Origin of the sequence: Pseudolysobacter antarcticus, from assembly GCF_004168365.1 — a bacterium.
Taxonomy (GTDB): domain Bacteria; phylum Pseudomonadota; class Gammaproteobacteria; order Xanthomonadales; family Rhodanobacteraceae; genus Pseudolysobacter; species Pseudolysobacter antarcticus.
Genome location: NZ_CP035704.1, coordinates 1,272,131 through 1,286,072, shown reverse-complemented (window position 1 = coordinate 1,286,072; position 13,942 = coordinate 1,272,131). Strand labels below are relative to the sequence as shown.

Annotated in this window: 13 protein-coding genes; 10 read left to right on the top strand and 3 right to left on the bottom strand. The window is 57.4% G+C overall.

What is annotated here, in order from left to right; translation table 11 throughout:
• The first annotated feature begins 30 nt into the window (after positions 1-30).
• Both ELE36_RS05435 and kbl read left to right on the top strand, forming a co-directional pair.
• On the top strand, positions 31-1,581 hold the full coding sequence (locus ELE36_RS05435; RefSeq protein ID WP_129832115.1) for a hypothetical protein: 1,551 nt from the start codon (positions 31-33) through the stop codon (positions 1,579-1,581).
• A 101-nt stretch (positions 1,582-1,682) separates the two neighbouring features.
• Complete coding sequence (kbl, locus tag ELE36_RS05430; RefSeq protein WP_129832114.1) at positions 1,683-2,873, top strand: glycine C-acetyltransferase; 1,191 nt, start codon at positions 1,683-1,685, stop codon at positions 2,871-2,873.
• Positions 2,874-2,954: 81 nt separating this feature from the next.
• On the opposite strand, the gene ELE36_RS05425 is transcribed toward kbl, so the two are convergent.
• Complete coding sequence (locus tag ELE36_RS05425; protein ID WP_425480892.1) at positions 2,955-3,785, bottom strand: pseudouridine synthase; 831 nt, start codon at positions 3,783-3,785, stop codon at positions 2,955-2,957.
• Positions 3,786-3,857: 72 nt separating this feature from the next.
• Here ELE36_RS05425 and ELE36_RS05420 point away from each other — a divergent pair, with 72 nt between their 5' ends.
• From ELE36_RS05420 to ELE36_RS05385, 8 genes are all read left to right on the top strand, one after another.
• Complete coding sequence (locus ELE36_RS05420) at positions 3,858-4,724, top strand: alpha/beta hydrolase (RefSeq protein ID WP_165371489.1); 867 nt, start codon at positions 3,858-3,860, stop codon at positions 4,722-4,724.
• A gap of 226 nt (positions 4,725-4,950) precedes the next feature.
• Complete coding sequence (locus ELE36_RS05415) at positions 4,951-5,904, top strand: acyl-CoA desaturase (protein ID WP_129832112.1); 954 nt, start codon at positions 4,951-4,953, stop codon at positions 5,902-5,904.
• Positions 5,905-5,906: 2 nt separating this feature from the next.
• Positions 5,907-7,151 (top strand): NAD(P)/FAD-dependent oxidoreductase, encoded by a 1,245-nt coding sequence (locus ELE36_RS05410; protein WP_129832111.1) that lies wholly within the window; start codon positions 5,907-5,909, stop codon positions 7,149-7,151.
• A complete protein-coding gene (locus ELE36_RS05405; protein ID WP_425480906.1) occupies positions 7,142-8,005 on the top strand; it encodes a DUF1365 domain-containing protein in 864 nt (287 codons plus the stop codon). The genes ELE36_RS05410 and ELE36_RS05405 overlap by 10 nt, the downstream gene beginning before the upstream one ends.
• Complete coding sequence (locus ELE36_RS05400) at positions 8,002-9,294, top strand: SAM-dependent methyltransferase (protein WP_129832109.1); 1,293 nt, start codon at positions 8,002-8,004, stop codon at positions 9,292-9,294. Before ELE36_RS05405 ends, ELE36_RS05400 begins: the two co-directional genes overlap by 4 nt.
• Positions 9,291-9,842 (top strand): DUF2878 domain-containing protein, encoded by a 552-nt coding sequence (locus tag ELE36_RS05395; RefSeq protein WP_129832108.1) that lies wholly within the window; start codon positions 9,291-9,293, stop codon positions 9,840-9,842. Before ELE36_RS05400 ends, ELE36_RS05395 begins: the two co-directional genes overlap by 4 nt.
• Positions 9,842-10,630: a DUF1295 domain-containing protein gene (locus ELE36_RS05390; protein ID WP_129832107.1), complete on the top strand. Its 789-nt coding sequence runs from the start codon at positions 9,842-9,844 to the stop codon at positions 10,628-10,630. The genes ELE36_RS05395 and ELE36_RS05390 overlap by 1 nt, the downstream gene beginning before the upstream one ends.
• A gap of 75 nt (positions 10,631-10,705) precedes the next feature.
• Entirely contained in the window at positions 10,706-11,782 is a 1,077-nt protein-coding gene (locus ELE36_RS05385) for an SAM-dependent methyltransferase (RefSeq protein WP_129832106.1), read from the top strand.
• A 114-nt stretch (positions 11,783-11,896) separates the two neighbouring features.
• Here ELE36_RS05385 and ELE36_RS05380 read toward each other — a convergent pair whose 3' ends face one another.
• Together ELE36_RS05380 and ELE36_RS05375 are read right to left on the bottom strand one after the other, a co-directional pair.
• Positions 11,897-12,640 (bottom strand): acetoacetate decarboxylase, encoded by a 744-nt coding sequence (locus ELE36_RS05380; protein WP_129832105.1) that lies wholly within the window; start codon positions 12,638-12,640, stop codon positions 11,897-11,899.
• 104 nt (positions 12,641-12,744) lie between these two features.
• Positions 12,745-13,917 carry an OmpA family protein gene (locus tag ELE36_RS05375; RefSeq protein ID WP_129832104.1) on the bottom strand — a complete coding sequence of 391 codons (1,173 nt, stop codon included), beginning with the start codon at positions 13,915-13,917 and terminating at the stop codon, positions 12,745-12,747.
• Positions 13,918-13,942: the final 25 nt, after the last annotated feature.

Genomic DNA, 13,942 nt, shown 5'->3' with positions numbered 1-13,942 from the left:
CAATGCCGGTCGATCTAGCCGAAGATTTCCATGCGATTGTGCCGCCCGCTCCGCTTCTGCCTGCTGTTGTTTATCGCCGCGAATCAATTCGCGACAGCGGGCGGCATCTCCGATCAGGAATGCCGCAGCCAGTGCGGTTTCGAGGAGGAGCCTTTCCTCGAAGCCGCCGATCTGTTGCAACCTTCCCTGCTCAACGGGCCGGGTTTCAAGGTCGATCCGAAAGTGGCGATTCGCGGTTATACCGCGCACTTCACCCTCGATACGAAATACGGCCCGCTCAAGGCCGATAGCGTCGAGCAACTGGCCGAGCGCGAGGCCGAATTACCGGCGCTTGATGTGCTCGACACCGCCACACGCAGCGATGCGTTGACGCATGCCGCCGGCCGTCGCGTGATGGGCGCACTCAGCGCGGTGGGTAATGTATTTGTGCATCCGGTCGATACCATCGTCGGCGTGCCTACCGGATTGGTGCGATATTTTTCTGCGCGGCTCGACAAATATTCGAATCAGGCGCAAACCGCTGGCGATCGCGTCGGCAAGAAGATCGGCAACAAGGGCAATCCGAATCCCGATGCAGTCGGGCCGATGAATGCGGCGCGGCGCGAAAATCCGTATGTCGCGCCGAGCATCGATGCCGATCTCGCGGCGGAAGATGCTGCGGAAAAATCCAATGCCGCCTGCTCGGATAAAGCCTGCGCGACGACGGCGACCGCGACAAAATCCTCAGCAACACAGGACGAAGAAAAGCCGCCCGAACACACCGGAAAAACCTGGTATACCCGCGCTGGCGCCGAACTCAAACGTGCAGCACTGCGCGAGATCCAGTACGAATCCACACGTCGTGCGCTCGCCCAGCAACTCGGCATCGATCCGTACTCCGGCAATGCGATGGTGCAGGAGCGCATGGACACGCTGACGCAGGCCGCGGTGGTCGGCAATCTCGGCGCGGGTTTTGGCCTCGGCACGGTCGGCGGCACCGGCGCGAGCGTGCTCGCAGCGGGCGGGCGCTACAACGAAATCGTCTGGCAACGCAGCGCTGCCGATATCCGTGTCTACAACAAAAAACGGCTTGATGCGTGGTGCGACGGCGATCTGACCACGCGCCTGTTCATCCGGCGCGGCAGCTTTACCCCGACCACGCAAACCGCGCTCGTCGATGAACTCGAAGCATTGCAACCCAAAGGCAGTTGCGGCGAATGGCTGGAACTGGCGATCACCACGCGCAACGAAACCGAAGCGCGTTACATGATTAACGCATTGCGCCTGATCCGGCACTACACCGATGGCGCGCGTGGCGGCACGTTGATCACGATCGGCGCGGCACTCGCTTATCAAACGCCGCAAGGTGAATTGTTGTTGCCATTGCCGCTGGATTATCTGAGCTGGACGCCGCAGATGGCGGAATTTTTCGCGCGTTCCGAACTGCGCAAAAGCCGTGTCACCGTGCTGATAGGCGGGCTCGCTTCGAGCAAGGCGATGCGTCAGCTCAGCACGCATGGCTGGAATCTCGTGCCGCGGGCGCCGTACGAAGGCGCGCCGCCGTATGCCGATGTCAACGTGTCTTTTCACGCGGAGCACTGATCGTGCACTCCTCGCGTGAATCGCCATTCGCGAGCAGATAGTTTCCCGCCGAGGCCCGAATAGCGGACAATTCGCCCATCCTCAACATCGATGCATCTGCCATGACTTATCCCGCCGCCGACCGCCTGCAAGCCGAACTCGATTCGATTCGCGAACAGGGTTTGTACAAGACCGAACGTGTGATCGCGTCTCCGCAATCAGCCGAAATCACGCTCGAAGACGGCAGCAAAGTGCTGAATTTTTGCGCCAACAATTATCTCGGCTTGGCCGATCATCCCGACATCATCAAGGCCGCCAAAGACGCGCTCGATACGCATGGTTTCGGCATGGCGTCGGTGCGATTTATCTGCGGCACACAGGATCTGCACAAGCAGCTCGAACAGGCGATCGCCAATTTCTTCGGCACCGAAGATACGATTCTTTACGCCGCATGTTTCGATGCCAACGGCGGCCTGTTCGAGCCGCTGCTAGGCGAGCAGGATGCGGTCATTTCCGACGCGCTCAATCACGCCTCAATCATCGATGGCGTGCGCTTGTGCAAGGCGCAGCGTTTTCGTTACGCCAACGCCGACATGGCCGATCTTGAAAAACAATTGCAGGCCGCCGCCGGTTGCCGCACACGCTTGATCACCAGCGACGGCGTGTTCAGCATGGACGGGTATATCGCGCCGCTCGATCAACTCACCGCACTCGCAAAAAAATACGATGCGCTGGTGCATATCGACGAATGCCATGCGACCGGTTTTCTCGGCGCGCACGGTCGCGGTTCGGCCGAAGTACACGACGTGATGGACCGGATCGATATCTACACCGGTACGCTCGGCAAGGCGCTCGGCGGCGCACTCGGCGGCTTCACCACCGGTCGACGCGAAGTCATCGAGTTGCTGCGTCAGCGTTCGCGCCCGTATCTGTTTTCGAACTCGCTGCCACCGTCGATCGTCGCGGCTGGCATCAAGGTGTTCGAGATGCTCGGCAACGCCGACGATCTGCGACAGAAACTCATCGACAACACGCGTTATTTTCGCGAGAAGATCGCTGCCGCCGGTTTCGACATTCGCCCGGGCACTCACCCAATCGTGCCGGTGATGTTGTACGACGCCAAGATCGCGCAGGCGTTTGCCAGCGCGCTACTCGACGAAGGCATTTACGCGATCGGATTTTTCTTCCCGGTGGTGCCGCAAGGTCAGGCGCGCATCCGCACGCAGATGTCTGCAGCGCATACGCGTGAGCATCTGGATCGCGCGATCAAGGCGTTTATCAAGGTCGGCAAAAAACTCGGTGTGCTGAAGTAGCGACGGAAAGAAGTCGAGACCTACAAACGGAAGCCCGAGAACAGAGTAGGTCCTGTTTCGACGCAATTCTTTTTTTGCTCGTCATTCGACGGTGGCGACCGCCAGCAGCGCAACTTCATGGCTGTCGAGCGTGCGCCACTTGCCTTTGGCGAGATCGCCCAGCGGCAACTCGCCGATAGCCACGCGCAAAAGCCGCAGCACGCCGATTTCCAGCGCCGCGAGCAAGCGCCTGATATGTCGATTCTTGCCTTCGTCGAGGGTGATTTCGAGCCATGCGTTTTTCTCGCCGACGCGCAACACGCTGACCGATGTCACGCGCAACAGGTCGCTATCGTCGTGCACACCGGCTCGCATTTTTTCCAGCAACATCTCATCGGGCACGCTGTCGATCTGCACGTGGTAAGTCTTGGCCAGATGCGTCAGTGGATCGGTGATGCGCGCCGCCCAGACGCTGTCATTGCTCAGCAACAACAGACCTTCGCTGGCGCGATCCAGCCGACCGACCGGCGCGATCCACGGCAAACCGCCATCCTGCAATAACGAGTAAACCGTATCGCGACCTTTTTCGTCCGCCGCGCTGGTGACGATGCCACGCGGTTTGTTGAGCATCATGTAGATGCGTTTTTGCGCCGCAATCGCCACGCCATCGACGCGGATTTCCGCACGACTCATATCGACCGCAAACTCCGCATCGGTTTGCACTTCGCCATCCACCGCCACTCGCCCATCCGCGATCAGATCATAAGCCTTGGTACGCGAGCAGAATCCCAGTTTCGACAATACACGCGCCAGCCCATGCCGCGTGATTCCGCTGCGCGATGTCGGTGCTTGTGAGGACGGTTTTGGCGCTCCGTTCTGCATCTTGGGCATTTGCGCGGAGGTTTTGCCGCCGGCGAATTTTCTGCGTGCCATAAAGGAGTCGTCGATATTGGGTTGGCCAAGGTTTCAGTATAGGATCGAATGAGATCTCTGACAGCAATGATGATGTCCAAGAAAATCAAAATCGCATCGTACGCAATCAGCATTTTCATGCTGATCATCGGCGTTGCAGTTTTTGCGGCAGGCAGCTATCTGACGGCACCCAATCCTTCTGTTATTGGCGAGCTGCCCTCCGATCTCACGGGCGAATCGATCGTGATACCGAGCCGTTCCGGCTCCTTACTGCACGGATGGTACTTGCCAGGCGAAAAGGGCGCCGGCGCGATTGCGCTTTTACATAGCTTGCATGGATCACGGCTCAGCATGCTGAGCCGTGCCCGACTGTTGCACGATGCTCACTACAGCGTCTTGTTATTCGACTTTCAGGCGAATGGCGAAAGCCCGGGAAAGCATGTCACGTTTGGTTATCTGGAGAGCATCGATGCGCAAGCGGCAGTCGACTACATGCGGGCCAGACAGCCCGACGCAAAGATCGGCGTGATCGGAATGTCGATGGGTGGCGCAGCCGCAATCATGGCCGCACCATCGCTACCCATCGATGCACTGGTCGTCGAAGCTGTTTATCCCAGTCTGGACCAAGCCATCGCTGATCGTCTGACGATGCGATTGGGTACGTGGTCTGAAATTCTCATCCCCCTGCTGACTTTCCAGATCAAGCCGAGGCTCGGCTTCGAGCCTGCAGCGTTGCGCCCAATCACGCACGTGGCCAGTTTGCATATGCCTAAACTTTTTATCGCGGGAAGCGAAGATTTGCATACACGCATTGACGAATCCCGCCAGCTGTTTGCAGCGGCGAGTGAGCCAAAAGAATTTTGGTCAGTGGACGGCGCCGCTCATATCGATCTCTACGCATATGCGCCGAAAGAATACGCCGATCGCGTGCTGGCATTCTTGGCTACGCACTTGCGCTGATCAGAGTGTCACCCACTTCTGCAATTAGCTAAACGCATAACCATCGTCAACGCAATGCATCCGCGATCTGCCTGCCTGCGTAATACATCGCATGGATACGAACTATTCACTGATTTCGAAACCCCGGTCACGACAAGGCCATCTGACTTCACTGCAAAATCACTCTCGGGCTGAAATCATTTGTGGTTTGGTCAGCCGCGGCTCGCCTCTTCGCTGAGACAACTTGATGATACCGACTATCGCTCCATTGCCACCCGTTTGGCGTCGCGGTTTGACGGCGCTTGTGCGCTGGTTTGACTCCAGCGCGAGCGGTACCGAAAACATCAGCGACGCCACACTCGACCGCATCGACTGGCTGCGTGTATTGCCGTTCATCGGATTGCACCTGGCTTGTATCGGCGTGATCTGGGTTGGGTTTTCGTGGTTTGCGTTATGGGTGGCGCTCGGTTTGTATGCGATCCGCATGTTTGCGATCACGGCGTTTTATCACCGCTATTTTTCGCACAAGGCATTCAAGACGTCGCGGGCGCTGCAGTTTATTTTTGCCGCAATCGGTTCGATGTGCGTGCAGCGCGGACCGCTGTGGTGGGCATCACATCATCGCCATCATCATCGTTTTTCCGATACTGAAAAAGATATCCACTCGCCGCATCAGCATGGTTTTTTGTGGAGTCATCTCGGTTGGTTTCTGACGCCACGCGGATTTCGCACCGACTGGGAAGCGATTCCCGATCTCAAGCGTTATCCCGAACTGCGCTGGCTCGATCGCTTCGATATCCTGGTGCCGATCGCGCTTGCGGTGGCGTTATTCTTCCTCGGTAAATATTTGCAGCATGCGTATCCGGCACTCGGCACCAGCGGCCCACAGTTGCTGATCTGGGGATTTTTCATCTCGACGATGGTGCTGTTCCATGTCACGGTGACGATCAATTCGATCGCGCATCAGATCGGGACACGGCGTTTTGATACCGCCGATAGCAGCCGCAACAACTGGCTGCTGGCGCTGCTGACGTTCGGCGAAGGCTGGCACAATAATCATCATTATTTTCCGGGTGCGGCGCGACAGGGATTTCGCTGGTGGGAATTCGATCTCACTTATTATCTGCTGCGCACGCTGGCGTTTTTCGGCCTGGTCTGGGATCTGAAGCCGGTGCCGATTCATCTCAAACGCGCGCGCTGATCATGCGTATTGCAGTCGTCGGCTCAGGCATTTCCGGACTCGCCTCGGCATGGCTGTTGAGCCGCGAGCATGATGTCGTTTTGTTCGAAGCCGGCGATTATCTCGGTGGCCACACGCATACCCACGCTATCGAAATCGTCGACAAAACTTACGCTGTGGATACCGGTTTCATCGTTTTTAATCCGCCGCATTATCCGCTGCTGCAAAAAATGTTTGCCGAGCTCGCAGTCGAATCGCAGCCGACGACAATGAGTTTTGCGGTGCGCGATGAGCGCAGCGGCCTCGAATACAACGCGAACAATCTCGATACGTTATTTTGTCAGCGCCGTAATCTTGTATCGCCGCGATTTCTCGGCATGGTGCGTGACATCCTGCGTTTTTATCGCGAAGCGCCCACGTTGCTCGCGCTTGATGCGCCGGATTCCACCATCGGCGATTATCTAGGCGAGCGCAGCTACGGCACTGCGTTTCGTGATTTGCATCTGGTGCCGATGGCATCGGCGTTATGGTCGTCGCCGCCGGATCAGATCATGAAATTTCCGGTGAAATATCTGGTGCAGTTCATGGCCAATCACCAGATGCTACAGGTCAGCAATCGCCCGCAGTGGCGCGTGGTCAAAGGTGGTTCGCAAAGTTATGTGCGCGCGATGACCGCGAACTGGAAAGTGCAGGCGCGCACGAATTGCGCGGTCACTGCCATTCGGCGCGATAGCGAAGGCGTGCAGATCGACAGCAGCGCCGGGATCGAACGTTTTGATCAAGTCGTGCTCGCGTGTCATAGCGATCAGGCATTGAAACTTCTGGCCGATGCGAGCGAGCGCGAACAATCGATTCTCGGCGCGATGCCATATCAATTCAACGAAACCGTGTTGCATACCGACGAACGTATGTTGCCGCGGCGGCGCAAGGCGTGGGCGGCGTGGAACGCGACGATTCCGCAACGTGCCGACGACAATTGCACAGTGACGTATTGCATGAGTCTGCTGCAATCGCTGCATGCGCCGGTGACGTTTTGCACAACCTTGAATCGCACCGCGCAAATCGATCCCGACAAGATTCTGCGACGTATGTCTTATCAGCATCCGCTCTATAGCCATGCTTCAGTCGCGGCGCAAACTCGCAAAGCGGAAATCCAGGGAAGCAATCGCACGTGGTTTTGCGGCGCGTATTGGGGCTGGGGATTTCATGAAGACGGCATGCGCAGCGCCGTTGATGTTATCAATGCGCTCGGCATTCACTGGTCATGAACGCATTGCGGCAAGCGCCGGATTTGCGCGCGATCGCCGCCGCCGAAATTATTGCTGCGCCGGATAAAAAATTCGCCAGTGCGATCTACGAAGGCTGGGTGCGGCATCGTCGCTACAAGCCGCACGCGCATGATTTCAGCTACAAGATGTGCATGCTGTATATCGATCTGACCGAGCTTGATCGGCTATTTTTGCAGAGCCGATTCTGGTCGGTTGGGAAAAAAAATCTCGCCGAGTTCCGTCGCAGTGATTATCTCGGTCCGGTCGAAATTCCGCTGGATCAAGCCGTGCGCCAACGTGTGTTTTCCGCTACGGGAAATACGCCGCGCGGGCCAATCCGATTGCTCACGCATTTGCGTTATTTCGGCCACTGTTTCAATCCGGTGAGCTTTTATTATTGCTACGCCGAAGATGGTCAGACGCTGCAAACCATCGTCGCGGAAATCACCAATACGCCGTGGAAAGAACGCCACGCGTACGTGCTCGATGTGATGCAGGCGGAGCAACATCGCAACGTGTTGGGCTGGGATTTCGCCAAGGCATTTCATGTCTCGCCGTTCATGCCGATGCAGCGCGATTACCGTTGGCGCTTCAGCATTCCGGACGATGCGCTGCGCGTGCACATGGATGTATTGAAAGACGGCGCATCCGATTTCGACGCCACCCTCGTACTGCAAAGAAAGCCGCTGAACGCAAAAAACCTGACGCGCTGCTTGCTGCGTTTTCCGCTGATGACGATGAAGATCGTCGCCGCAATCCACTGGCAGGCTTTCATCATCTTTCTTCGACGTAACCCGGTTTACTCTCACCCCACTTCCGCCGCCGCCCCGAATCACAGCGATCGCAAACCATGAATAGCCACGTCGCCAACGCCGACAAATTCGAGCTAGCCACAACCCCCGGTACGCTCGCTCGATTGCTGCGCGCGCGCCTGCTGAAACAGATGGCGGCGCTGCAGGATTGTCAGCTCACGATCAGCGATGCGCTTGGCAGTACCACCTTGGGCATACCGGCAATACGTGCCGAAAATACCTTGCACGCACAGATCAACGTACTCGATGGCGAGTTCTATCGCAGTGTTGCCGCGAACGGCAGCGTCGGCGCGGGTGAATCGTATATGGACGGCCAATGGCATTGCGACGATCTGACCACGCTGATGCGCATACTCGTGCGCAATCGCGATCTGCTCGATGCAATGGATTCCGGCCTGGCCAAACTCGGCGGCATGGCCATGCGCGCCTGGCACAGTTTCCGTCGTAATACGCGCGCCGGTAGCCGTCGCAACATCGCGGCGCATTACGATCTGGGCAACGATTTGTTCTGGCTTTTCCTCGACGAGAACATGATGTACTCGTCGGCGATTTATGCCTCGCCCGACGAAACGCTCGAAGTTGCATCGACGCGCAAGCTCGATCGCATCTGTCAGAAACTGGCGCTGAGCGCGAACGATCATGTCGTCGAAATCGGAACCGGTTGGGGTGGTTTCGCCCTGCACGCGGCCAAAAATTACGGCTGTCGCGTGACCACGACGACAATCTCGCAGGAGCAGTTCGATCTTGCCTCGGAACGCGTCCAGGCCGCCGGACTGGCTGATCGCGTGACCTTGTTGCTCAAGGACTATCGCGACCTCGAAGGCACCTACAACAAGCTCGTGTCGATCGAGATGATCGAGGCGATCGGCCATCAATATCTCGACACCTATTTCGCCAAGGTCGGCAGTCTGCTCAAGGACGATGGCTTGGCCTTGATCCAGGCAATCACGATCGAAGACTACCGTTACCAACAAGCGCTGACCGCCGTCGATTTCATCAAGCGCCATATTTTTCCGGGCAGCTTCATTCCTTCGATCAGCGTCATGCTCGGCGCTGTGGCGCAAAGCAGCGACATGAAACTCAGCAACCTCGAAGATATCGGTCCGAGTTATGCGCTCACGCTGGCGGCATGGCGCAAACGGTTTTTCGAGCACCTGCCGCAGGTGCGCGCGCTCGGTTATCCCGAACGTTTCGTGCGCATGTGGGAATTTTATCTGTGCTATTGCGAAGGCGGTTTCCACGAACGTTCGATCGGTGATGTGCAAATGCTGCTGGCCAAACCACGTTCGTCGCGCGCGCAATATTTGCCGGGCCTGCAAATCGCATCATGAAAACCCTGCTCAACGCGGTGTTGTATCAACTGACGTGGCTGGCCGCGGTTGGTGGCGCAGGTCACGGCTATTGGTGGAGCGGCGCGTTGATGCTGCTGATCTTTGCCGCGATCCAGTTGCCGCAAAGTGCGACACGAATCGCCGATATCCAGCTGCTACTGATTGCCGCCGCACTCGGTTTTGCGATCGATTCGAGCCTGGCCGAATCCGGCGTGTTGATCTACGCCACCGCCGTGCCGTGGTCACATCTGGCGCCGCTGTGGATCGTCGTATTGTGGATGAGTTTTTCGTTGACGATGAACCACTCGTTGGCGTTTTTGCGTTCGCGCCCGGTGCTCGCTGCAGCGTTCGGCGGCATCGGTGGTCCGTTGGCTTATTGGGCGGCGCAACGCGGTTTGGGTGCAGTCAGTTTCGGCGCAAATCATTTGTATACATTGTTACTTTTGGCAGTGATCTGGGCATTCGTCACGCCACTGCTGTGCACGCTGGCATCACTGCTGGTGAACCGCCAGTTGGTGGATGAAATGCATGGCGCGGGTGCACGCTGATGGAGCTCTGGCCAATCGCGGTCGTCGTCATCGCGACCAGTGTAGCGATGTTGTTCGGCTGGCTGGTACAACGGCGCACGCACAACGCCGGCATCGTCGACGTGATCTGGGCGGCGTGCATGAGCGCCAGCGCGATGTTCTATGCAGCGATCGGCGATGGCGCGTTGGTGCCACGTTTTGCGGTCGCCATGCTCGGCGGCTTCTGGGGTTTCCGCCTCGCCCTGCATCTGCTGTCGCGGGTGCTGCACGAAGACGAAGATGGCCGTTATCAATCCTTGCGCGAACATTGGCACGGTCATCAAGGAAAATTTTTTGGGTTTTTCCAGGGGCAGGCGATTCTGACCGTGTTGTTCTCAATGCCTTTTTATGCGGTGAGCGCAAATCCATCGAATCAGATTTCCCTCGCCTGCCTGATCGGCGTGCTGGTCTGGTTTGTCAGCGTCGGCGGCGAAAGTGTGGCCGACATGCAGCTCGCCAACTTTCGCAAGGACCCGCGCAATCGCGGCAAAACCTGTCGCGAAGGTTTGTGGCGGTATTCGCGTCATCCGAATTATTTTTTCGAATGGACGCACTGGTTCAGTTACGTGTTACTCGCGCATGGCGCGGTGTTTTCGATCTGGTCGCTGAGTTTGCTCGGACCAATCCTGATGCTGATTTCGTTGTGCTGGGTCACCGGAATTCCGTTTGTCGAGCGCCAAGCGTTGCGCAGCCGCGGCGAGGACTATCGGCAATATCAGCGCGAAACCAGCGTCTTTGTCCCGTGGTTTCCTGGCGCGCATGTCGGCTGAATCTGTCAGGTCGAATTGGATTGTCGGCAGATTTCATTCACCGCTTTACCTAAATCCATACGTTCGAGGTTTTTCATGAGCACGACGCTTGCCAACGATTTGCCTGCGACCGAACCGAGTCGTTTTTCGGCCCTCGCGCTGTGCGAGCGCGGTCTGATTCCGGATGTATTGACGCGTCTGGGCATTCGTCGTCTTTGTGCGGATCGCTTGCGTATCGAGCGCGCCGGGGATCTGGAAGGCGCACACGCCTTGTTCCAGTCGCGCATCGCCGAATTACGGCAGAGCCCGATCGCGATTCATACCGATGCCGCGAATGCGCAGCACTATGAATTGCCGCCCGCGTTTTTTCAGCTGTGCCTCGGCAAGCGCCTGAAATACAGTTCATGTTATTTCCCGCGCGGCGATGAAACGCTGGAGCAAGCCGAGGAGGCGATGCTCGCCTTGTATTGCGAGCGCGCCGAGCTGGTCGACGGTCAGCATATTCTCGAGCTCGGCTGCGGCTGGGGTTCGCTGACCTTGTGGATGGCCGAGCATTATCCGAACGCACGCATCACCGCTGTATCGAACTCCCGCCCGCAGCGCGAATTCATCGAAGCACGTTGTCACGAGCGCGACTTTACGAATGTGCAAATCATCACCCAGGATGTGAACCAGCTGCAGTTGGATGAACAGCAATTCGATCGCACAGTTTCGATCGAGATGTTTGAGCACATGCGTAATTATCAAACCCTGCTCGGCCGCGTCGCAAGCTGGCTCAAGCCCGGCGGTAAATTGTTCGTGCATATTTTCTGCCATCGCGAATTGATGTATCCGTTCGATACCGATGGCGACAACGACTGGATGGCGCGCTATTTTTTCACCGGCGGACTCATGCCCGCTGCCGATACGCTGCTATATTTCCAGCGTGACCTCCGCATCGAGGAACAATGGCGCTTGTCGGGTACGCATTACGAAAAAACCGCAAACCTGTGGCTGGCCAATCAGGACAAGAATCGCGCGCAGGTCATGCCGGTGCTCGAAGCCGCGTACGGACCAAACGCCGCGTTATGGCAGCAACGCTGGCGCATGTTCTGGATGGCCTGCGCCGAACTGTTCGGTTATGCCGACGGCAACGAGTGGATAGTCGGACACTATCGTTTCGTCAAACCTTGAGCGGACTACGGAGAAACGCGGAGACGAATAGACGGAAGAGCGCATAGCCGCAAACTGCGGCTCGATACCAGTCGTATCGTATTGCCTTCCGTCTATTCGTTTCCGCGTCTCGTCTCAGCCTTTCGCCAAATAATCGTGCACCACCGTGCCGTAAGGCAAAGTCATGTCGCCGATCATGTGCACGGTCGACAACACTTCAAGCACCGGCAGATCCGCCACGGTCGCCAGCGCATGCGGATGCAGTTCGAGTGAGCCGGGACCGCTCCACGCGCCTTTGAGCGTGATGTTTTCCATCGCGTAACGCACCAACTCGCAGATGCGCGGTGTGCCATCCACGTGCGGAATAATCTTGAGTAGGAAATTCGGCGCGCCGAGCCCGGCCAGCGCAGCCGCTGGATCCATGCTTTTGTACTTGTAGCCCATCGTGCCGGTAGCGACGCGCAGATCGTTGTAATCGAGCGTACCGATCATGGTGTCGGTATGCACGCGCAACTCCGGCTGGCCGATCTTCTTCGGAAATCCCCACAGCTCGCGGCCACCCGCGGTCGGCGGATGATCGTTCAGATACATCGCCCGCACATACCCGCCCTTCTCGCCACGATAGCTGACCGGAATGACCTGCCCCGACTCGCAATAATGGCCGAAGCCAGTCGAGTCGGGCATGTTGATGAATTCATATTTGACGATCGGCTCGAGTATTTCCAGCGGCGCCGGCACCACCCGCGCGAGCGCGGCCGGATCGGTGCGATAGGTAATAATCAGATATTCGCGATCGACGAAACGATACGGTCCGGGCGGATATGCCGGACTGTCGATGGGCATGGCGAACGCGTTCTTCAGGACATCGGCTTCGGTCATGGCGGTTCCTCAGGTTTTGATTTCTGATTCGAAATTAATGTGATCGGCCAAAGAAAAAGCCCGGCATAAGCCGGGCTTTTCATTACACGGTAAGCGGTGTTTGCTTACTGGTTTTCTACGGTCAGCTCGGTGCGACGGTTACGTTGACGGCCTTCGGCAGTCTTGTTCGTGTCGATCGGCTTGTCCTTGCCAAAGCCCTTCGGACCATCCAGACGGCTGGCATCAATGCCGTGACCGGTCAGGTAGTCATAAACGATCTTGGCGCGGCGCTCGGAGAGCTTCTGGTTGTAGGCTTCGGTACCGACACCGTCGGTGTGACCGTCCACTTCAACCTTGACATTCGGGTAACGCTTCAGAGTATCGACAGCCTGATCCAGGATTGCGATCGATTCAGCCGACGGCTCTTTCAGGGTCGGGCCAATGTTCTTCTCGGCGGTGTTCGGACGATCGAACTTGAAGTTCACACCACGCAGATCGATGACGACCGACTGCGGGCAACCATCGGGGCCAACGACGCTGCCGGCTGGCGAGTTCGGGCACTTGTCATCACAATCATTCACGCCGTCGCCGTCGCTATCTTTGTCACGGCAAGAAGCAACTGGCGGCTTGGGTGCAACTGGAGCAACCGGCGGTGGGGTCGGTGCACCACCGAAGTTGACAACCAAGGCCAAGCTGGCAATTGCATCACCGAAACCGGTGTGATGCGGGATGCTGTTGTTGTCACGGTCAAAACGGTACTGAAGTTCGCCGCGGAACGCGAGACGATCAGACAGGTTGTACTGCACACCACCACCGAGGCTGGCTGCCGGATCCCAACCGCGGGTCGGATGGCCAACAATCGCGCCGGTCACATCAACCGGAGAATCCGACGGGCTGAACGAGAAACCAGCGTGACGAACTACACCAACCGTACCAACGATGTAAGGACGCCATTGCGCACCCTGCTCACCGAAGAAATAACGACCAGCAACGTCAAGCCAGACGCTTTCCCACTGCTTGTTGCCATTCAGACCACGAGCTTCCCAAGCTGCGCGCGATGCAGTCTTGTTGTCGCCATTGTTGATGCTGTATTCAAAGTCAGCAGCGAAATTCGGGGTGACCCAGGTACCAATGCCGATACCAACGAGTGGGGAAATCTTGGTTTCACGATCACTATCAGGAGCAACGGCACCGATGCGCGGAGCAACGTACCAGTTATCATAACTCTGGGCATTGGCAGCAACCGTGGCGCCACTCAGCGCAAGCGCGATCAGGGCAAACAAACTAGTACGTTTCATCAGCATTCTCCTTTACATACATTGA